The sequence below is a fragment of the Lentibacillus sediminis genome, from assembly GCF_002763455.1.
GTDB lineage: Bacteria > Bacillota > Bacilli > Bacillales > Amphibacillaceae > Lentibacillus_D > Lentibacillus_D sediminis_A.
The window spans coordinates 162,759-182,665 of sequence record NZ_NIXK01000001.1; the positions used below are offsets into that span (position 1 = coordinate 162,759).

Consider the following 19,907-nt stretch of genomic DNA (forward strand, 5'->3'; position numbering starts at 1 on the left):
GGCGCGAGGTCGGTGTTCAGCTCTACAAGTGAAAAGATGAAAAAACAGGCAAAGCGTCTATATTTTGCCTGTTTTTTTATTTTCAAATTCCAGTTACCCATGTCGATTTTTGTGGTAAACTAAATACATATACATAGCAATCGAAGGGAGTCTCCTTTAATGCACGTAATGAAGCAAAGCGGCTGGGTGGAAGTCATCTGCGGCAGCATGTTTTCCGGAAAATCAGAGGAATTAATCCGCCGTGTGCGCCGCGCCACCTATGGAAATCTGTCCGTCCGCGTGTTCAAACCAGCCATTGACAATCGATATGACGACGACTCGGTTGTTTCTCATAACGGCACATCTACCGTCGCCCGCCCTGTCAGCAGCTCGGAGCAAATTCTGGAGCATCTTGGCAAAAATGTGGATCTCGTCGGTATTGACGAAGCACAGTTCTTTGATGAAAATATCGTTGAGGTAGCAGAGGAACTGGCCAATCAAGGCATCCGTGTGGTCGTCGCCGGACTCGACACAGACTTTAAAGGAGAACCATTTGGCCCGATGCCCAAACTGATGGCGCTGTGTGAGTCTGTCACCAAGCTCAACGCCATCTGCCCAATATGCGGATCTCCCGCGAGCCGCACCCAGCGCCTAATTGACGGCAAACCGGCATCCTATGACGATCCGGTCATCTTGGTCGGCGCATCCGAATCGTACGAGCCACGATGCCGTCACCATCATCAGGTCCCTAATAAACCCAGCGGAGCCCAGGTAGGGAACCTGGCCAATATGATGAAATGAGAAAAGCACCTGGAGGGGTGCTTTTTTTAGCGGGGTTTATGCAAGAAAAGTCTCTTTTCCACCACAAACCTTAGCGAAAAATCAATTTTAAATTAAAAGAAGGAATCTCTCATACTGTTGCCGAATTATAACCACATACAGAAAGGGAGTGTTTAAATGTTTATAAAGTCACATGCTGAATCACTTGAATTACCCGCACTGGAAGCATCCACGAGAAGGGTGTCGGTCCATCACCCAGTATATTCCCACGTGCTGACAGAATGGAAAAATATGAGAGCTGCAATGAAAGGGGAGAAGGAAGTTGCGTATTCACTAAGATTCTTGGATGAAGATAACTATTACATACTGCGTGATATTCGATTACGCGATGAACAGGGTTTTTTTCAAATAGACACCCTTGTCCTTTCTGAAACATTTGCACTGATCTTAGAAGTGAAAAACTGGTATGGCACGATTGTTTTTGGGGAAAATGGTCAAGTTACCAGGATTAATGACAATCAGGAAGAAACGGGTTTTAAAAACCCCGTGCCTCAAGCAAAACTCCAGCAGCATCGCCTTCAAAAATGGCTTCATTCCCATGGCATTACCAACCTTCCTATTGAATTTCTTGTTGTCATCAGTTTTCCAAGCACCATATTGAAAGCCGCCTCTACCAAAAATCTCATTCCAGCAAATGTCATTCACAATAGTGATTTATTTTTCAGGATCAGTGAGATAGCCAATAATTTCTCTTCATCCAGCTTGAACAAGTTGAAATTGCGAGATTTATCAAGAGCAATAGCAGGCGCTCACATGCCGAAAAATGATAATGTGTTACAGCGATTTCAGCTGACATCAGGGGACTTGCTAGAGGGAGTATTTTGCCCGGAGTGCGGTGCTTCTCCGATGAGGCGAAATAAACGACAATGGGCTTGCGGGCACTGTGGCTGCAATTCAAAAGACGCACATTTGGCAGCATTGAACGACTATAAGCTGCTTATCGGCCATAGCATCTCCAATCGAGAAGCCAGAAGATTTTTACAGGTGGAGTCTCCATATGTAGCTAAGTACATTTTACAAAAAGAGGGCTACGGTCGGGTGGGCATGACCAAAAACAGGCGTTACCTGTTGCGCTGATGATGCGATTCCCGAATCCGAGTGTGCAATTCCCGAATCTGGCATCATATTTCCCGAATTAATGCGTATAAATCCCGAATCGGCGCATGTGTGTTCCGAATCCAGTGGCATATTTCCCGAATCAGAACGTGTGATTCCCGAATCCCCGCAGTCCTTAACCCTGCGCCCCAAATTAACTTTGACCTCACCCCCGCAGTATACTATAATTAGACTGTTAATCGAAAAAGAGGTGGCCGTGAATGTTAGAACGTTTACAATCATTGGAAGATCGTTATAATAAATTGAATGAACTGCTCAGTGATCCGGATGTAATTAGTGATACGAACAAACTGCGGGAATATTCCAAGGAACAGTCGGGCCTGGAGGATGTCGTGCAGGTGTACCGTGAATATAAGGAAGTAAATACGCAATTAAAAGATGCCAAGGAAATGCTCGAGGACAGCCTGGATGACGAGATGCTTGAGATGGTGAAGGCGGAAATCGCCGAGCTGCAAGCGTCCGAGGAAGACTTGGAAGAACGGATGCGAATCCTGCTCCTGCCGAAAGATCCAAATGATGACAAAGATGTGTTTATGGAAATTCGCGGGGCGGCCGGCGGTGATGAAGCCGCTCTGTTTGCCGGTGACTTGTACCGCATGTATTCCCGCTATGCGGAGGCGCTCGGCTGGAAGATTGATGTGATGGAAGCAAGCTCGACCGGGGTTGGCGGTTATAAAGAGATAATCTTTTTGATCAAAGGCTCCGGTGCTTATTCCAAGCTGAAATATGAAAATGGTGCGCACCGCGTGCAACGTGTGCCGGAAACGGAATCCGGCGGGCGTATTCATACCTCGACAGCGACTGTCGCCGTATTGCCGGAGGTGGAAGAGGTAGAAGTAGATATCCATGAAAAGGACATTCGCGTGGATACATTTGCTTCCAGCGGGCCGGGCGGGCAAAGTGTCAACACCACCATGTCCGCGGTGAGACTGACCCATGAGCCGACCGGAATTGTCGTGTCCATTCAGGATGAAAAATCACAAATTAAAAACAAGGAAAAGGCGATGAAAATACTCCGTGCAAGGATCTATGATAAAGTTCAGCAGGAAGCACAGGCCGAATATGATGAGAACCGGAAATCCGCTGTCGGCACAGGCGACCGCTCAGAACGGATCCGCACGTACAATTTTCCGCAGAATCGCGTAACCGACCACCGCATTGGTTTAACGATTCAAAAACTCGATCAGATCATGCAGGGAAAACTCGATGAATTCGTCGATGCCCTTTTGATGGAAGATCAGACGAAGAAACTGGAACAAATAGGTGAATAACATGCCGAGGAAACAATACGAAGTCCTTCAATGGGCTTCTTCTTTTTTAGAAAAGCAAAACCGGGAAGCGCGTGTGGCGGAAATTTTGCTCATGCACTATTTGCAAGTGAGTCGCGCGGAGTTTTTCGCAAACATAAGGGAGCCTGTGGCGCGGGAAATCGATGAAGCTTTTCAGGAAGACATCCGGCTTCATGCGGAAATCGGCATCCCGGTGCAGCATCTCACTGGCTATGAGATGTTCTACGGAAGAAAATTTACTGTCAATGAGCATGTGTTGATTCCCCGCCCGGAAACCGAGGAGCTGGTTGAGCATGTGCTTACACACGCTTGCCACATGCGCCCATGCCGAATTGTCGACGTCGGAACGGGGAGTGGCGTGATTGCTGTTACGCTCGCACTGGAACTGCCCGAGGCTACGGTTTATGCGATGGATATTTCTGCAGAAGCTCTGGAGGTCGCTGCCGCCAACGCTGAGCGACTCGGGGCAAATGTTACTTTTTTGCAGGGAGATTTTCTGCAGCCACTGATTGATGAGCAGATCCATCCGGATATTATCGTCTCCAATCCTCCCTATATTTCCAGGGAAGAGGAAGCTGATCTTTCCGTCACGGTGAAAAATTTTGACCCGGAACTTGCGTTGTTTGCCGAGGAGAACGGCCTGGCCGCTTACCGGAAAATCATTCGCCAGTCGGCAGATCTTCTGCAGCCAGGCAGCCGAATGGCACTGGAAATCGGCTATCAACAGGGGGATGCGGTTAAGGATTTGGTCGCCGAGGCGTACCCGGTAAGTATTACGGAAATCATTAAGGACATTAATGGGAAAGACCGTATTGTTTCTGCGGTTATTAATTAAACGGCCTCCAGCGTGTGCTTGAGAGTACTTCTCGCGGACATTTCGGACGTTTATCCAGCTAGTTTTGTCCATGAGACCGCGTCTCATGGACATTTCTTTTGTTGAATACCAAACTATTAATATATTTTTATAGAATACTAGTTTAAATTCATTTCTCGCTGACCATACTGTTGCTATATCAGTAAAAGGGAGCGGGCACATATGAAGAAACTAGTATTTTTTGCATTCATTTTCTTTCTTATATTTTTAACCATGCCAGCCAATGGCGTTAGTCAGGAAAGTAACGAGGACTCTTCCTATCAGGTCATCCCGGATGATGCCATTCGGCTTAGGATTCTGGCCAACAGTGACAGCGAGGAAGATCAGGCACTGAAACGTGAGGTGCGTGACCGGGTTAATGAGGTAATTACCGAATGGGTCGAGCATCTGACGGACATTGACAAAGCAAGAAAATTGATTGAATCACGGATCCCGGAAATTGAAGAAATTATCGGCGAGACGCTGGCCGAAGCTGGTGGAAGTCAAACATTCAGCGTTAAATACAGCTCGAATGTGACATTCCCGGCTAAACTGTACGGACCATACTTATACCCGCCCGGTGAATATGAAGCGGTTCTGATTACCATCGGGGATGGGGAAGGAGCGAATTGGTGGTGTGTGTTATTCCCGCCTCTATGTTTTCTGGATTTTTCCAATGGAACCAGTGTCGCGGAGGAGCAGGAGCAGCCTGCGGAGGAAGCCCAAGCTCAAGCGCAAACTGAAGTGAAAGAGGATGAGGCAGAAGTAAAGTTTTTCCTTTTTGAATGGTTTGGCTGGTCATGAAAACCCTAAAACGTGCATAGGATGATAGAGAAATGGAAGACTATCAAAAACAATAGAGGTGAATAAACATGAATTTGATTCCTGCTCACCGCGCGAATGAAGAAGAACTGGAGCAATTTCTCGGGAAAAACAGCCATCTGAACAAGAAACCGCTGCTGCTCAAAGGTTATGTTGTGGAAATAGGAGAGAAGATAGAAGGATGTTTTGTACTCGAAGAAATGGAAAGTGGAATATACTGGCTAAAACAGCTTCACATTACACAAACGGAAGCCAATAAACTGCCAGTGCTTTTGGAGGCAATATTGCAACTGGCAAAAAAACAGCAGGCAAAGACGGTGTTTGTGCACAGTCACCAGCCAGTTGTGGATTTATTGCTGGAAGCACTGCAATTTCATCCACAGAAAGAAAATTTGTACGTGGATAAATACCGGGCAGAAGAAGGTAGTTGGTGGTCTTATCAAGTTTCCTAAAGGTTATCCACGATTATTGTGGATGAAGCTGTTGATAATGGTGTATAAGTAAGCGGCAAATGACAACAAAGTGCATAATAAAAAGGATCAGCCTGTGGATAAACTCTGCAGGCTGTTTTTGCGTTTCGCTCGGCAGTTTACTATTAGGCACCAATCGACTAAAATGGAAAAATAGAAAAGAGGGAACACAGGAATGGAAACAACTCGCTGGAAATTAACGAATGACGCCAAAATAGACGCAGAAGCTATCCACAGTGCTGCAGAACTTCTATTAAACGGAGAAACTGTGGCATTTCCCACAGAAACAGTCTACGGTCTTGGTGCGGACGCAACAAATGAAGCTGCTGTGGCAAAGATTTTCCAAGCTAAAGGCCGCCCGCAGGATAATCCGCTGATTGCCCACGTGGATTCCTCCGCCCAATTGTGGAGAATTGTGGACTACGCCCCTGAATATGTGGAAAAGTTGATTGAGGCGCTCTCCCCCGGGCCTGTCACGTATGTGCTGCCAAGCAATGGAACCTGTGCGAGCAATGTGACGGCCAACTTATCCACAATTGCGGTGAGAATTCCCGATCACCCGGCGGCTCAGCAGCTGCTTCAGACATGCAATATCCCGATCGCTGCCCCGAGTGCAAATATTTCCGGAAGGCCGAGCCCCACTGCGGCTGCGCATGTGTGGGAAGATTTGCAGGGAAAAATTGCTGGACTGCTGGACGGCGGACCGACCGGGGTGGGGGTGGAATCCACTGTGATCGATTGTACACAGGATATCCCCATCATTCTCCGGCCTGGCGGGGTGACCAGGGAGCAACTGGAAAGCCTGACAGGCAAGGCCATTATCGATCCGGCGCTTGCCGGAGAGGCAGCGGCTCCAAAATCACCCGGGATGAAATACAGGCACTATTCTCCGGATGTCCCTTTATGGCTTGTGGAGGGAAACACGGAGAAGCTGCAGCAGATTATTTCCGCTGAACAGCATAAGGGTAAGCGGGTTGGTCTGCTCGCAAGCACGGACACGGCCGCCCAGCTGCAGGCAGATGCTAAACTTTCCTTAGGCCGGGATGCAAGCGAAATTGCCGCGAATCTATATGAATCTCTGCGCCATTTTAAATCAGGGGAAGTTGATGTGATTATCTGTGAGGCAATTCCGCAGACCGGGATTGGCGAAGCAGTGATGAACCGGCTGAAAAAGGCCGCAAGCATGCATCTGACAGAATAGTTCATATCCCCCCTCGGACATGCATAGGATGAACAAGCATGTCCGAGGGGGAATTTGGATGTCTCATTTTTACATACACGAAATATTTTCTTTACTGTTTATGGCGGTTGCACTGGGGATGGATGCTTTTTCCGTCAGCCTCGGCCTCGGGATGCAGCAGCTCCGGCTCAAGCGCATCGCCCTTATTGGCCTGACCATTGGCGCCATGCATGTCATCATGCCGTTTTTTGGCATCCTGCTTGGCAAAATCATCTCCGGCCAGGTTGGTCATGTGACTGAATTGCTCGGTGCATTGCTGTTGTTCATTATTGGCGCCCAGATGTTTTTCTCCGCCTTTAACCGGGAGGCGAAAAAAATTATCGCACCTGTTGGCATTGGACTTTTTATCCTATCTTTCAGTGTCAGCATCGACAGCTTTTCCGTCGGCCTGAGCCTCGGAATGTCGGGAGTGAAGACAGCGCTGGCATTAATTGCATTTGGCATTATGAGCACCCTGCTCGCCTGGGGCGGCATGCTGCTCGGCCGAAAAGTCCGCGGTTTTCTTGGTGTTTACAGTGAACTGCTTGGCGGGAGCATTCTCTGCGGCTTTGGATTGCATATGTTGTTTGGGTGATGTGCAGAATTTAATTTTGAAATAAAAAGCTGAACCTCTTTGGATTTTTTTATCTAAGGGGTTTTTATGTGAATTTATAAAGTAAATGGTTGATTCATTGGTTATGCTGCTCGACTAATTGGCAGGATTGTTTTAATATTAATAATATAATGGCAGGAGGTTATAGTGATAGATTATAAAAAAGAGGCTGAACCTACTGTAGAGGACGATATTGAAGAGGATCCGGAATTAAAGCAAAAATTGTTACAGGCAAAAGAGGATAAAGAGGATGGAAATTATTACACCTCAGCAGAAATGAGGGAAATGTTACGGAGTGGGCGAATGGGAAGGGAGGAGGGATTGAACGAGATTTCCTAGAAGATTTTACCCCATAAAAATAGTGACTCATTGCATTTGCAAGTAAACCACTTTTCACAATACAATAAGGTAACGAGTAAAAAATGGAGGAGATTGGTATGAGTCTTCCTGAACAAAATAAAATAAGTGTCGAAGCATTCTATAAGATGCGGGAAGATACGGACCACTTACTGGAATACGCTGACGGAAATGTTTTCATGTCACCCAAACTCTCCACTCGTCATCAGCAGGTTTCTTCCCGACTGCAGGCTAAATTGTTCAACTTTCTTGATGGAGGAAAGTGCCAAGTGTTTAGCGCGCCTTATGATATTCATCTGTATAGAGACGATTTGGATGATACGAAAATCTTCATACCGGATTTGTCAGTGATTTGTGAGGAGGAAGGACTGGAAGAAAACAAGTTTGTCGGTGTCCCCGAACTGATTATTGAAATTTTAAGCCCCTCCAACCAAAGTCATGATTTCGTGACAAAAATGGAGGCGTACATGAAATATGGCGTGAAGGAATACTGGGCGGTTAACCCTATGCTGCATGCGGTTCAGGTGTATGTATTAACGGATGATCAGGTATACCAGCAAGTCGATATTTTGAAAGAGGAAGGTATTGCAAAATCAACTGTTCTGAATGGGTTTGAGGTTGATTTGAAAGATATTTTCAAGTGATGTACCGATATATTAGAGCAACAAAAATCCCTCAAGAGCTGCGCGCTCAGCAGAGGGACTATAAAGGTTTTGGTTATACATTTTGCCTTACGTATTTCTTCTATTTTTTCGTGAGCTGGTTTCATGCGGTTCACCCCTTTCCGATTAAGCGTAACGCTAAATTAAATAGGTCTTTAAAACTTTTTTAGCTTTTAGCTTAATAGATATAACAATGCGCTTAAAAATGGTATATTTTACTTGAGGTGTAAATCAAGAATGTGCTAGGAAAAAGGCTAAAAAAAGCTAGAGAAAAAGCAGGGTTCAAACAAATAGTGCATGAAAAAAATTGGCATTTCAAACGGTACGTTGTCTGGATATGAAAGAAATTAACGTGACCTTGACACCCAAACATTGAATAAAGTGGCAAGTCTGTATGCGGTTTCTGTTGATTGGTTAGTGGGAAATTCTGATGACCCTGAAAAACCATTCGCTGACGACTTTGATTCCCTAGCTGCTCTAAAAGAAGTAGTGGACGAACTCGGAATCGAGGATTTGTTTTTCCACAATATAGATGTATTAAAGCCTCAGTGCTGAAGATGTGGAGGATATTCGGCATCACCTTGAATATACGCTACATAAGGCAAAGCAACGGAAAGAGAGAGGATAGGTAACTACTATGTGAAAACATAGATTACAAATATATATTAAAGGGGGAAATTATCATGAAGAAATTCATGAAATTTGGATGCTTAGGATTCCTAGGCATTATCGCACTTTTTGTAGTTATTGCCGTAGTATCCATAGGAGGAGAAACAGAAGATACTGCCTCAAATGATACTACCGAGACAGAAAATAGTGGTAACGATAACTCTGGTGAAACAAACGCTTCAGAGGAAAATTCCGGTGAGGCATCAGAGCCAGAAGATGATAGCACAATTACTGGTGATGAGTTTGAACAGATTTCAAACGGAATGACCTATGAAGAAGTTGTCGAAGTAATCGGTAGTGAAGGAACAGTTCAATCTGAAACCGGTGAAGAAGATTCCCAATTCCATACAGTAATCTACTCATGGGACGGTGCAGATGGTTGGGGCGCTAACGCAATGTTGACTTTCCAAGGTGGTGAGTTACAAAGTAAGTCACAAGCCGGTGTGGGTGATGGGTCGTCATCAGATGTAACCATCACAATTGATGAATTCAATCAAGTAGAAAACGGGATGACCACTGAAGAAGTTTTTGAAATAGTTGGTGGTGAAGGTGAAGTGACTTCCCAAACCGGTGAAGAAGGATCCCAATATTACACAGTCACCTACACTTATTATGGCGAAAGTGGTATGGGGGCTAACGCTATATTGATGTTCCAAGGTGGAGAGTTAAATTCAAAATCCCAATTTGGATTAGAGTAAATCATTGCAGGGTGTACACAAATTTGTACACCCCCTATTTTTCAATTTAAAAGTAGATAACAAAATAAATAAAGAGCATTGCCCCGTTGCTGTGACTTGGGGGTTTATTAAGAATAATCCAGTCCATAAAGTATCCCCACCATCCAGAGAACGAAAGCAAATGGACACGTGGAGCATCAATGAGTACAGGGAATTTCTGAAATATACTAAAAAACACACAAAACGCCATAAATATATACTTTACTTCTTGACCATTTTCACCGGCATGAGATGCGGTGAACTGCTTGGATTGAAATGGTCTGACGTTGATTTCAAAAGTAGTACAATAAGTTTATCCAGATCACTGTATTATGTGCCGAGTAGTGGTTTATACCCAATTTTCCCTCATTCTGCATCCGAAAAACTTTTAAAGGTATCCATTTCTTTTTCAAGCGACTTTTTCATTTTATCACCGCATTCCCGGCTGCACAGAGTAAACAACCCGTCCTGTCCGTTTTTCTTTGCCTCGGAATCCGCGGTCGTCACAATCATGGGGACACTGGTTTTGCGTGAGCTTAGGTAAATCTGGACAATTTCCCCTTCGCGATCGGAGTTATCGATCCCTTCAGCAAATTTGACATTAATAGCGTAGAGGGGTTGATTCTCGGCAATTTTTCTCATGCACCACGCACATCTGAACATGAAAACGCTCCTTTCTTTCACAGAGTTATTACCTTGATGATAACGGATTGGGGCGAGTCAGACAACTCAATCAACCCCCTGCCCGCAGTCCACCCATAAATCTTCTCATTATCCCAGCATCTGTGATATATTTAAGGGAGAGAAATGTTACGGGGGTTCCATGATGAGAATTCTGTTTGTATGTACGGGAAACACGTGCCGCAGCCCGATGGCAGAAGCTTTGGTAAGGAAGAGAATACCAGAGGCTGAAGTGCAGTCAGCCGGTATTTTTGCCGGGAAGAATCAGCGAGCCAATAAATATGCGACTCAAGCACTGAAGGAGCGGCAGCTGGATTTGGACCATCATTCCCAGCCGGTAACAGACGGGCTACTTCGCTGGGCGGACACCGTGCTGACCATGACGACCCAGCATAAGCAAGCGCTGATTATGGAATTTCCTGATTTTCAGGAGAAGTATTACACACTGAAGGAATATGTGGCCGATTCAGATAAGGATATATGGGAGAAATTGAAAAAGGCAAATGCCGATTACTCGGAAAAACGGTTGCAATTTGTCCAGCAAAATCAGCAGAAAATGGATAGCAGGCGGCTTCAGCAAAAGCTGGAAGATCATTTGCATGAAGAGCAGCAGCTGATACGGCAACTGGAAGCAGGTCTCATCAATTATGATATTTCCGACCCGTTTGGCGGAGATTTACGTGTTTATCGGGAGACGTTGAGGGAACTGGAACACCACGTTGATAAGCTGAGGGATAAATTAAACGGCGATCAATGAGCAGAATCAGGAGTGAATTCCCGAATCCGTGAGTATATTTCCTGAATCTAAGCAGGGGATTCCCGAATACGTAGCTGTAATTCCCGAATCCAAATGTGTAATTCCCGAATCCAACAGCAAGTCTCCCGAATTAGGAGGGCCCCCGACATCGCGGCGGCCCACACAACACATTCGAAACAAAAGGCAGGTGAATCCCATGGAACAGCTAACCCAAACGATTCAGCAGAACACGGATGCATTAGTGAAGGAGTGGATCGCCAGCGGACATTTGCGAAAAGGCGATCTGTTTGTCATTGGCTGCTCTACCAGTGAGGCTGCCGGCGAGCGGATTGGCACCTCCGGAAGTGAAACAATCGCCGCTGTATTTTACGAGGCATTGGAAAAACTCCAGCGGCAAACAGGGGTGCAGCTTGTCTTTCAATGCTGTGAACACCTCAACCGCGCACTGGTAATGGAACGGGAGACTTGCAACGAGCATTGGCTGGAAGAGGTTTCCGTCATTCCAGCCCCACAGGCAGGTGGCTCCATGGCTTCTTACGCCTATAAACAGATGAAACATCCAGTCGTGGTCGAGGCTGTCCAAGCTCATGCCGGGATGGACATCGGCGAGACGATGATCGGCATGCATTTGAAACCGGTTGCCGTCCCGCTCAGATTCCACCAGCGACAGGTTGGCAATGCTCGTGTCACCGCCGCCCGCACACGTCCAAAATTAATCGGCGGTCAGCGGGCAATCTATGAAGCTACCGCGGCAAACCAAAGCTGTAAAGGCTAATACTGCGCGGCACCCGCCATACTAGCCAACTACCACAAGGGGGAGATAAATATGGAAAAAATCAGGCAAAACGATCAGGAATTATTCGAGGCAATGGATGCGGAAAAAACGCGCCAGCAGGAAAAAATTGAGTTGATCGCTTCCGAGAATTTTGTATCAGAAACCGTTATGCAAGCAATGGGCTCCGTTTTAACCAATAAATATGCGGAAGGCTATCCGGGACGACGCTATTACGGAGGCTGTGAACACGTCGATGTGGTAGAAAATCTTGCCCGCGACCGCGCGAAAGAATTGTTCGGTGCAGATCATGCGAATGTCCAGCCGCATTCTGGAGCCCAAGCTAACATGGCCGTCTATTTCTCCGTACTGCAGCCGGGGGATACCGTGCTGGGAATGAACCTGAATCACGGCGGACACCTGACCCACGGCAGCCCGGTTAACTCGAGCGGCAAGCTTTATAATTTTGTTGATTATGGTGTGGACAAAGAAACCGAGCAATTGGATTACGATGATGTCCTGGCAAAGGCAAAAGAAGTGCAGCCAAAGCTGATCGTGGCGGGGGCGAGTGCGTATTCCCGATCGATTGACTTTAAAAAATTCCGCGAGATTGCCGATGAAGTCGGTGCCTATCTAATGGTGGATATGGCGCATATTGCCGGTCTCGTTGCGGCAGGACTGCATCAAAACCCTGTGCCGCATGCACATTTTGTGACCACAACCACACATAAAACGCTGCGCGGACCTCGCGGGGGGATGATTTTATGCCAGGAAGAATTTGCCAAGAAGATTGACAAATCGGTCTTCCCTGGCATGCAGGGCGGCCCGCTGATGCATATCATTGCGGCAAAAGCCGTTTCCTTCAAGGAAGCCTTGTCCGATGATTTCAAGGAATACTCGAAACAAATCATCGAAAATGCGAAGGCACTAAGTGAGGCATTAACAAAAGAAGGATTGCGCGTTGTTTCAGGCGGAACCGACAACCACCTGCTGCTTGTTGATGTTACGACCCTGGATCTGACCGGAAAAATTGCAGAAAAAGTGCTCGACGATATCGGCGTCACCCTGAATAAAAACACGATCCCGTTTGACACGGAAAGTCCGTTTGTCACCAGCGGCATCCGCATTGGCACAGCAGCCGTCACGACCCGCGGATTCGGCGAAACGGAAATGGAGGAAATTGCCAAAATCATTTCTGAAGCACTGAAAAATCATGAAGACGAGGAAACACTAAAACAGGCGGCAGAACGTGTCACCGCTTTGACGGAGAAGTTCCCGCTTTACGCATAAGGAACATGCTTGGATTTCATTTTGGAAATCCAAGCATTTTTTATGATTTCATGCAGCTTGAAAGCATCCCATTTTACTAGTACAATTTGAGGGATATAAAAAAAGTGAAGGAGTGGTCAGCAAAATGAGCAACGTATTCGTATTGGATCATCCGCTAATCCAGCATAAGTTAACCTACATAAGAGATAAAAACACCGGAACGAAGGAATTTCGCGAACTAGTGGACGAGGTTGCCATGCTTATGGCGTTTGAAATCACGCGCAATCTGCCACTGCAGGAAACTACCACCGATACACCGGTAACCGAAGCTACGACCAAGGTGCTGGCAGGCAAGAAAATCGGTTTAATTCCGATTTTGCGTGCAGGACTCGGAATGGTGGATGGCATGCTCAACCTGCTGCCGGCTGCCAGAGTCGGGCATGTCGGGCTGTACCGTGACCCGGAAACACTCAAGCCGCATGAATACTATATTAAATTACCATCAGATATCGAAGAGCGGGAACTCATCGTGATTGACCCGATGCTTGCAACCGGCGGGTCCGCCAATGACGCGATCCACTCTTTGAAAAAGCGTGGGGCAAAAAATATTCGCCTGATGTGCCTGGTCGGTGCACCCGAGGGCGTGGAAGTTATTCAAGAAGCTCATCCGGATGTGGATATTTACCTGGCCGCCCTTGATGAAAAACTGGATGAAAAAGGCTATATTGTTCCAGGCCTTGGCGATGCCGGCGACCGGCTTTACGGAACGAAATAAATCAGGGGCAACTAAATACCAAGCCCCTCCTTGAAAAACTTTCGCCCATGGGGTGAAAGTTTTTCTCTTCTATTCATACCTATAATCGAAAACAAACCGAAAAAAGTAGCATACAGACATAAATTTTTTTTGCCACCTTTCTCTCACTCCTTTCGATTATATAAAGTGCAACTTCATTCAGTGGGCGCTTTCTCCCACTGAATGTTAGTTGAACCAATCGGGCATTTACAGGCAGTTTATCCCCCACCCAAAACATTCGTCCTACTTCTATTTTCGAGGTGGGGGATTTACTGCCTGTTAATCTGCGGGAAAAAAACTCCTCCCAGTATATTTTCCATTCAGCTACCGAAACTAAGAAGTAAAAAGGAGCTGCCTTCATGCGATTTCTCTTCTGCATCACTGTATTAATTATCACTACAACCATTCCCGTCACCGTTCAAGCAGCGGAAGAAGAATCGATTATCATCGAGGTGGAAGGGAATCCTGACCAACACCAAAAGTATCTGGAGACCTATCACCCTTTCATCGAGGTAGTCACGGCATTTGATCAGTTATTCAATGGCCTGGCACTGCAGGGGGAGCCAGAAGATTTAAAGCGCATGGAATCGCTTGAGTTCATTAAGGCTATCCATCCAGTAAGAACCTATGAAGCAATCACCGCCCCGTCGCTGGCAGATAAAGCGCAGGCAAACGCCGTATTTCCATCAGAATTGAATACCACTTCCTACACCGGTGAAGGAGTAAAGGTCGGAATTATCGACACTGGGATAGACTATACCCACCCTGACCTGGCCGAAAATTACCGGGGCGGCTATGATCTCGTTGATTTGGATAATGACCCAATGGAAACACAGGCGGAGCAAGGCATCCCCACCATGCATGGCACCCATGTCGCCGGAATAATCGCGGCAAACGGTGAACTAAAAGGAGTAGCCTCGGAAGCCGAAATTTATTCCTACCGCGCACTCGGTCCTGGTGGCAGAGGCTCGTCCGTGCAAGTGATCGCAGCCATGGAGCAGGCAATAGAAGATGGGATGGATGTGCTGAATTTATCCCTCGGCAACACCGTGAATGGACCGGACTATCCGACAAGTGTGGCCGTGAACCGGGCGATGGAACTGGGGGTTGCGGTCGTGCTGGCCAATGGCAACAACGGGCCGGGGAAATGGACGGTTGGTTCCCCGGCAACTGCTGCCAGTGCTTTATCCGTTGGTGCGACCAGCCCCTCTCACAAAGTTCCATTCCTGAAAGCATCAATGGAGGAAAAACGGATTGACCTCGCCATCATGCAGGATTCCGTCCCATGGCAGCTGGAAAAATCATTTCCTGTTGCTGACAGGAATGCGGACAGTTTGCTTGGAAAAATTGCTGTCTTTCCGCGTGATGACACCCCATTTTATGAAAAAGCAAAACAGGCGGAAGAGGCAGGGGCTGAAGCCGTATTGATTTATAATAAGGAAGAGGGAAGTTTTCAAGGGATGATTGACAATGCGAAAGATCCGGTCACGATCCCTGTGGCGGCCATTTCCCGGGAGGACGGAGAGTGGATTCAGAAACAGATGGAGACGGACGCGCTTTTTCTGGAAACTGCCTGGGAAGAGGTTGAACAAACGGTTGCGCCATTCAGCTCCCGCGGCCCTGTGACGGTCAATTGGGATATCAAACCAGACCTGCTTGCGCCTGGCACCAATATCTTAAGCACCGTGCCGGATGGCTATCAGCAGCTACAGGGAACAAGCATGGCGGCGCCCCATGTCACCGGTGCTGTTGCTTTATTGAAAGAGGCCCAGCCGGAGTGGAGCAATTCACAAGTGATCGGTGCCCTCAAAACCACAGCTGTTCAAATGGAAGCTGAAACCGGGATCCCGATCGCATCAACGATTCAGGGGATGGGAAGTATTCGGCCTAAAAAAGCAATCCAGACGGACACAATTATCCATGATCCGCTGCTCACCTTTGGGCAGGCGAATTCTTACAGGGATGAAAAGACCATTGAATTGAAAATCGAGAATACCGGAAGCAGAGCGCAGAGCTATTCCTTTGATGTCCCAAAAAGACAGAGCGGACTGACATGGGATCTGCCGCAAACTTTTACGCTGGAAGAGGGAGAAAGCAAGATACTCCCAGTCAAGGTCAGCATTAATACGCTTCAGCTGGAAGAAGGGGTGCATCAAGGATGGATGCAGCTCCATGAAGGTTCCAATACCTACCATCTGCCTTATTTGTTTGTGAATCAGACGGCAGACCAGCCGGAAGCGATGGGATTTGAACTCAGCTTAAAACCGTTTTCGGAGGACAAATATATTTACCGGCTTTATTTGACAGAGTCTGCAAAACGTGTCGATGTCGAACTGTACGACCCGGGTACCCTTGTGCATAAACGAACGTTATTCACGGTGGAGGATCCGCAAATCGGCATGAATGAAGGAGAAATGGATCGGTCTGAATTGGGAGCACCCGGCACCTATTTGGCAGTTATCACGATAAGGCTGGAGGATGGCACGTACGCCAGCCATCAGACCATGCTTGTGATTGAGTAGGTTTGGTGCGGAAATTGTTTTGCTAAAGCTCTATTCGTAAGCTCTGTTGTTTATTTATGTCGGAGTTGATGGAAAACTGTGACATAGGCTGCCGCTGCGGAAATACCCCTCGCTTTCCGCGGGAAGCTGCCGAGCCCTTTGTGCTATCGCGCACTGCAGGTCTCGCCTAGGCTTTTCTTCCCGCAGGAGTCTCGGGGTATTTCCTCCGCTAACGGTGTGCTTTTTAAAAGCAACCAATAGTAACCCACTCTGTTGGTAGTGGTTAGGGCTGACGGCAGTCGACTCCTGCACGTGTCTAGTCCTGAGCAGGAAGCACTTGAAACCGTGCTTGCGGAAAGCTACTGCCTGCAGCAGAAATCAACTATCAAGAGTGATGGCTGGTTTAAACAGCAGTAGAGTCGCAAACCACATCAGTCAGCGGAGGAAATATACGGAGACTCCTGGAGCGACCGAGCATAGGTCGCAACATATAGCGGGTGGAATTCCCGCCGAGAAAGAAGTAGCCATTCACTCGTAGCGAGTCCTGGAGGGCAGGTGGTAACACACTGCCTTTAAGCGTGGACAGTTAGGTAATGGGCTGTAAACCAAGCGGTTGAAGGGATAGAGCTCCGAAATTACGTGGGAGATGGGAAGGCCGATGTGCTCAGGAGCACAGAAGGCAACATTGTTATTCTTGATAAAGGCAAGAGAGTAACAGCTTCCCCGGAGTCGGTGACCTTGGCACGTTACACATGGATATGTTGCGGCAACTCGGGAGATCCTTTAGGTCTCTCCCAGAGAGTAATGACGAACAAGCGATAATAAAGTGAGGACTGTCAAACGCCTAAAGGAAGTCGGATAGCGGCGTAGTACCAGTGAAGTCGGGTAATGCTGATGGAGGAAAGGCCGCTACCCGTCATTGCCCTTCGATGGGACACATTAACTGCACACAGAGGTAGATAATTAATGGAAACGAAACTGAAAAGGATAACAGAATTAGCGAAAATAAAACCGGACATGGTTTTCACCTCTCTGGCACATCTGCTTAATGAGAAGAACCTTAAACAATGTCACCATGAACTACCTAAGGGCAAGGCAACAGGCGTTCATGGGGTCACCAAAGAGGACTATGAGTTCCACTTGGATGAAAACGTGAAGGGACTAGTGGAACGTCTGAAGAAGATGGCTTATCGACCAGTTCCGGTTAAGCGAACCTACATTGATAAAGCTGGATCGAAGAAGAAACGACCACTGGGCATCCCGGACCATGAGGATAAAATCGTCCAACGCGGTGTAACCAAGATTCTTAATGCGATTTATGAGAATGATTTTCTTGACAGTTCTTTTGGTTTTCGGCCAAACAGGAATTGTCACGATGCGCTTAAGATTCTTAATGTGTACACGGAAAAGCGTCCAACCAATTATGTGGTGGATGCCGATATCAAGGGATTCTTTGATAATGTCGACCATGAGTGGATGATGATGTTCCTGAAGCATCGTATCAATGACCCGAAACTTCTACGCATCATCGCCAGATTCCTTAAAGGCGGCTACATGGAAGAGGGTAAGTATTTTGATACAGACCGAGGAACCCCGCAAGGGGGAATTATATCCCCGGTATTAGCCAATGTGTACCTACATTATGTCCTGGATTTATGGTTTGAAAAGGTCGTCCGTAAACAGTGTAGGGGTCAAGCTTACATCGTTCGGTATGCGGATGACTTTGTGTGCTGTTTTCAATATAAAGATGATGCCGAGGCCTTCTACTCCGCTCTTATCAAACGGCTGCAGAAGTTTCAGCTTGAAGTCGCGGAAGAGAAGACGAAAATCATTCCTTTTGGACGCTTTGCGGATAGGGATAGTAAACGCAATGGGCAGAACAAACCAGAAACGTTTGACTTCCTGGGCTTTACCCACTATTGCGGGAAAAGCAAGAAAGGGAAATTCCGAATGAAGCGGAAGACCAGTCGAAAGAAGGTTAATGCCAAGCTAAAGAAGCATAAACAATGGCTGAAAACGCATCGAACCATGGATATCAAGAATATTATGGCGAGACTGGATCTGTCGCTCAAGGGGTACTACAACTACTACTGTATCACAGATAATATACAGGCAGTGGAGGACTTCGTGGACCAAATTCAACGGCTGTTGTTTAAGTGGATGAACCGCAGAAGTCAAAGGAAATCATTCAGTTGGGAGAAATTCAACCTATTTCTGAAGAAGTATCCTTTGCCTCGTCCGAGGATAAAAGTAAATATCTATGACTTGAAGCAAGACTTAAGCTATATTCTGTGAACGATGATGGGAAGAGCCGTGTGCGGTAATACCGCACGCACGGTTCTGTGAGGAGTGAGGAGCACCGCGCTCCCGCTTACTCGACCGGGAGGAATGGCCTCGGTGGGACCCCGCAGTGCGGCAGCACAAGGAGGCTCACCAGCCACCCGCGGAAAGCGAGGGGTATTTCCGGAGCGATGGATTAGTTCGCGGTTTACCGATATTGTGAAAGAACAGCCTTTGCTAATAAGACTGCCAGTTAATTCATTACAAGAGAGTCCCTGTATGGAAAAAAGGGGCTCTCTTTTCCACGTTCACAAAAGTGTCATATTCCATATTCTACCGCTATCGATTTCCTTAATAGAATAATACTGGCGGACGATGCAAAAAACCCCGAATGGAAGGATAATCGACAGTCGTTCAGAAGAGCAAATCCCTGTCAGTTCAACTGATTTAGGAATGAGAAACCAATTGACAATAGAGGCCTGGCAATGTAAACTTGCTTAGTGTGGGTTGGTAAGGTTTTCACGTCTGCAGTTTAAGAATTATACGCTCAGGTAAGACATTGCTAGACTTTTGTCAGTTTTTGACTCTATCTGTCTGGAAATTGCCATCCTTCCACAAAAGAAGACCATTCTGCGATACTTCATCAGATGATTCCCTGCACGTGGTCCGCCACTTAGGAACAGCCGTACTGGATTCACAGGAAACAATAGCATCAGCCTTAAAAAGTTTTCCAGCTGAAAGATGCTTTATGAACTGCCGGGCTTTCCGATCGACAGGGCCTGCTTGAGTATGTTGTTTCGGGTTTAAGGAGAAGCGTTACATGTTGAATTATGAGTCAATGATTATTCGTCAGCGGAAGTGGATGTTTTATCTCCTTGCCATCCTCGTGCTTGGCGCAGGTTTTTCGCCATATCCGAGGATTTTTAATGGCCTGCTGCTGGGAAGCGCTGCAAGTTTTTATAATTTGTGGCTGCTTCAGAAAAAGTCGGAACATCTTGGGGAAGCAGTCGAACGCGGCGGATCTAGAGTCGGCATCGGGACGTTTTCCAGAATGGCTGCAGCGGCGCTTGCTGTACTGCTTGCACTTCAATTTGCAGAATACTTTCATATCATTGCTGTAATCGTCGGGCTTGCCATGTCGTATATCGTTATGATGGCTGATATCTTTTATCGGCTGTTCCTCGGGAAAAACCGGGAGGACGAGGACGCATGAGCCGAGGGCAGCAGGATATGGGTTCATTCTAATATA

Annotated in this window: 19 protein-coding genes and 1 pseudogene; 19 read left to right on the top strand and 1 reads right to left on the bottom strand. The window is 46.9% G+C overall.

Features of this window, described 5'->3' with window-relative positions; all coding sequences use genetic code 11:
* Positions 1-159: 159 nt before the first annotated feature.
* From CEG13_RS00840 to CEG13_RS19315, 12 genes and pseudogenes are all read left to right on the top strand, one after another.
* Positions 160-780 carry a thymidine kinase gene (locus CEG13_RS00840; RefSeq protein ID WP_100009874.1) on the top strand — a complete coding sequence of 207 codons (621 nt, stop codon included), beginning with the start codon at positions 160-162 and terminating at the stop codon, positions 778-780.
* Between the two features lie 282 nt (positions 781-1,062).
* Entirely contained in the window at positions 1,063-1,896 is an 834-nt protein-coding gene (locus CEG13_RS00845; RefSeq protein ID WP_204758477.1) for an NERD domain-containing protein, read from the top strand.
* A 239-nt stretch (positions 1,897-2,135) separates the two neighbouring features.
* Positions 2,136-3,206 (top strand): peptide chain release factor 1, encoded by a 1,071-nt coding sequence (prfA, locus tag CEG13_RS00850; RefSeq protein WP_100009876.1) that lies wholly within the window; start codon positions 2,136-2,138, stop codon positions 3,204-3,206.
* 1 nt (position 3,207) lies between these two features.
* On the top strand, positions 3,208-4,059 hold the full coding sequence (gene prmC / locus CEG13_RS00855; protein ID WP_100009877.1) for a peptide chain release factor N(5)-glutamine methyltransferase: 852 nt from the start codon (positions 3,208-3,210) through the stop codon (positions 4,057-4,059).
* A gap of 201 nt (positions 4,060-4,260) precedes the next feature.
* Positions 4,261-4,881 (top strand): stage II sporulation protein R, encoded by a 621-nt coding sequence (gene spoIIR, locus CEG13_RS00860; RefSeq protein ID WP_100009878.1) that lies wholly within the window; start codon positions 4,261-4,263, stop codon positions 4,879-4,881.
* Positions 4,882-4,949: 68 nt separating this feature from the next.
* Positions 4,950-5,351 carry a GNAT family N-acetyltransferase gene (locus tag CEG13_RS00865; RefSeq protein ID WP_100009879.1) on the top strand — a complete coding sequence of 134 codons (402 nt, stop codon included), beginning with the start codon at positions 4,950-4,952 and terminating at the stop codon, positions 5,349-5,351.
* A gap of 193 nt (positions 5,352-5,544) precedes the next feature.
* The gene (locus tag CEG13_RS00870; RefSeq protein ID WP_100009880.1) at positions 5,545-6,570 is read left to right on the top strand and encodes an L-threonylcarbamoyladenylate synthase; all 1,026 of its coding nucleotides are present in this window, start codon (positions 5,545-5,547) and stop codon (positions 6,568-6,570) included.
* Positions 6,571-6,628: 58 nt separating this feature from the next.
* Positions 6,629-7,183, top strand: coding sequence for a manganese efflux pump MntP (locus tag CEG13_RS00875; protein ID WP_100009881.1), 555 nt, complete (start codon positions 6,629-6,631; stop codon positions 7,181-7,183).
* A 165-nt stretch (positions 7,184-7,348) separates the two neighbouring features.
* Positions 7,349-7,540, top strand: coding sequence for a hypothetical protein (locus CEG13_RS00880; protein WP_100009882.1), 192 nt, complete (start codon positions 7,349-7,351; stop codon positions 7,538-7,540).
* A gap of 98 nt (positions 7,541-7,638) precedes the next feature.
* Positions 7,639-8,202 carry a Uma2 family endonuclease gene (locus tag CEG13_RS00885; protein WP_100009883.1) on the top strand — a complete coding sequence of 188 codons (564 nt, stop codon included), beginning with the start codon at positions 7,639-7,641 and terminating at the stop codon, positions 8,200-8,202.
* A gap of 701 nt (positions 8,203-8,903) precedes the next feature.
* Positions 8,904-9,587, top strand: coding sequence for a DUF3862 domain-containing protein (locus tag CEG13_RS00890; RefSeq protein ID WP_100009884.1), 684 nt, complete (start codon positions 8,904-8,906; stop codon positions 9,585-9,587).
* A 160-nt stretch (positions 9,588-9,747) separates the two neighbouring features.
* Positions 9,748-9,909 (top strand): annotated as a pseudogene (locus tag CEG13_RS19315) (tyrosine-type recombinase/integrase); the annotation flags it as partial.
* Between the two features lie 62 nt (positions 9,910-9,971).
* Here CEG13_RS19315 and CEG13_RS00900 read toward each other — a convergent pair.
* Positions 9,972-10,268, bottom strand: a complete 297-nt coding sequence (locus tag CEG13_RS00900) for a hypothetical protein (RefSeq protein WP_100009886.1) — start codon at positions 10,266-10,268, stop codon at positions 9,972-9,974.
* Between the two features lie 160 nt (positions 10,269-10,428).
* Here CEG13_RS00900 and CEG13_RS00905 point away from each other — a divergent pair, with 160 nt between their 5' ends.
* The 7 genes from CEG13_RS00905 (at position 10,429) to CEG13_RS00940 (ending at position 19,871) form a co-directional block, all read left to right on the top strand.
* Positions 10,429-11,043 (top strand): low molecular weight protein arginine phosphatase, encoded by a 615-nt coding sequence (locus CEG13_RS00905; protein WP_239984527.1) that lies wholly within the window; start codon positions 10,429-10,431, stop codon positions 11,041-11,043.
* A 196-nt stretch (positions 11,044-11,239) separates the two neighbouring features.
* Positions 11,240-11,818 carry a TIGR01440 family protein gene (locus CEG13_RS00910; protein ID WP_100009888.1) on the top strand — a complete coding sequence of 193 codons (579 nt, stop codon included), beginning with the start codon at positions 11,240-11,242 and terminating at the stop codon, positions 11,816-11,818.
* 51 nt (positions 11,819-11,869) lie between these two features.
* Complete coding sequence (locus CEG13_RS00915) at positions 11,870-13,105, top strand: serine hydroxymethyltransferase (protein WP_100009889.1); 1,236 nt, start codon at positions 11,870-11,872, stop codon at positions 13,103-13,105.
* A gap of 124 nt (positions 13,106-13,229) precedes the next feature.
* A complete protein-coding gene (gene upp / locus CEG13_RS00920; protein WP_100009890.1) occupies positions 13,230-13,859 on the top strand; it encodes a uracil phosphoribosyltransferase in 630 nt (209 codons plus the stop codon).
* 377 nt (positions 13,860-14,236) lie between these two features.
* Positions 14,237-16,399 carry a S8 family serine peptidase gene (locus CEG13_RS00930; protein ID WP_100009892.1) on the top strand — a complete coding sequence of 721 codons (2,163 nt, stop codon included), beginning with the start codon at positions 14,237-14,239 and terminating at the stop codon, positions 16,397-16,399.
* Positions 16,400-17,344: 945 nt separating this feature from the next.
* A complete protein-coding gene (gene ltrA / locus CEG13_RS00935) occupies positions 17,345-18,673 on the top strand; it encodes a group II intron reverse transcriptase/maturase (protein ID WP_100009893.1) in 1,329 nt (442 codons plus the stop codon).
* A gap of 805 nt (positions 18,674-19,478) precedes the next feature.
* On the top strand, positions 19,479-19,871 hold the full coding sequence (locus tag CEG13_RS00940) for an ATP synthase subunit I (RefSeq protein ID WP_100009894.1): 393 nt from the start codon (positions 19,479-19,481) through the stop codon (positions 19,869-19,871).
* Positions 19,872-19,907 lie beyond the last annotated feature (36 nt).

Bases quoted from the DNA above. Each gene is read 5' to 3' on its own strand.
- CEG13_RS00840 (WP_100009874.1), top strand. From the start codon at position 160: ATGCACGTAATGAAGCAAAGCGGCTGGGTGGAAGTCATCTGCGGCAGC.
- CEG13_RS00845 (WP_204758477.1), top strand. From the start codon at position 1,063: ATGAAAGGGGAGAAGGAAGTTGCGTATTCACTAAGATTCTTGGATGAA.
- prfA (WP_100009876.1), top strand. From the start codon at position 2,136: ATGTTAGAACGTTTACAATCATTGGAAGATCGTTATAATAAATTGAAT.
- prmC (WP_100009877.1), top strand. From the start codon at position 3,208: ATGCCGAGGAAACAATACGAAGTCCTTCAATGGGCTTCTTCTTTTTTA.
- spoIIR (WP_100009878.1), top strand. From the start codon at position 4,261: ATGAAGAAACTAGTATTTTTTGCATTCATTTTCTTTCTTATATTTTTA.
- CEG13_RS00865 (WP_100009879.1), top strand. From the start codon at position 4,950: ATGAATTTGATTCCTGCTCACCGCGCGAATGAAGAAGAACTGGAGCAA.
- CEG13_RS00870 (WP_100009880.1), top strand. From the start codon at position 5,545: ATGGAAACAACTCGCTGGAAATTAACGAATGACGCCAAAATAGACGCA.
- CEG13_RS00875 (WP_100009881.1), top strand. From the start codon at position 6,629: ATGTCTCATTTTTACATACACGAAATATTTTCTTTACTGTTTATGGCG.
- CEG13_RS00885 (WP_100009883.1), top strand. From the start codon at position 7,639: ATGAGTCTTCCTGAACAAAATAAAATAAGTGTCGAAGCATTCTATAAG.
- CEG13_RS00890 (WP_100009884.1), top strand. From the start codon at position 8,904: ATGAAGAAATTCATGAAATTTGGATGCTTAGGATTCCTAGGCATTATC.
- CEG13_RS00900 (WP_100009886.1), bottom strand. From the start codon at position 10,268: ATGTTCAGATGTGCGTGGTGCATGAGAAAAATTGCCGAGAATCAACCC.
- CEG13_RS00905 (WP_239984527.1), top strand. From the start codon at position 10,429: ATGATGAGAATTCTGTTTGTATGTACGGGAAACACGTGCCGCAGCCCG.
- CEG13_RS00910 (WP_100009888.1), top strand. From the start codon at position 11,240: ATGGAACAGCTAACCCAAACGATTCAGCAGAACACGGATGCATTAGTG.
- CEG13_RS00915 (WP_100009889.1), top strand. From the start codon at position 11,870: ATGGAAAAAATCAGGCAAAACGATCAGGAATTATTCGAGGCAATGGAT.
- upp (WP_100009890.1), top strand. From the start codon at position 13,230: ATGAGCAACGTATTCGTATTGGATCATCCGCTAATCCAGCATAAGTTA.
- CEG13_RS00930 (WP_100009892.1), top strand. From the start codon at position 14,237: ATGCGATTTCTCTTCTGCATCACTGTATTAATTATCACTACAACCATT.
- ltrA (WP_100009893.1), top strand. From the start codon at position 17,345: ATGGAAACGAAACTGAAAAGGATAACAGAATTAGCGAAAATAAAACCG.
- CEG13_RS00940 (WP_100009894.1), top strand. From the start codon at position 19,479: ATGTTGAATTATGAGTCAATGATTATTCGTCAGCGGAAGTGGATGTTT.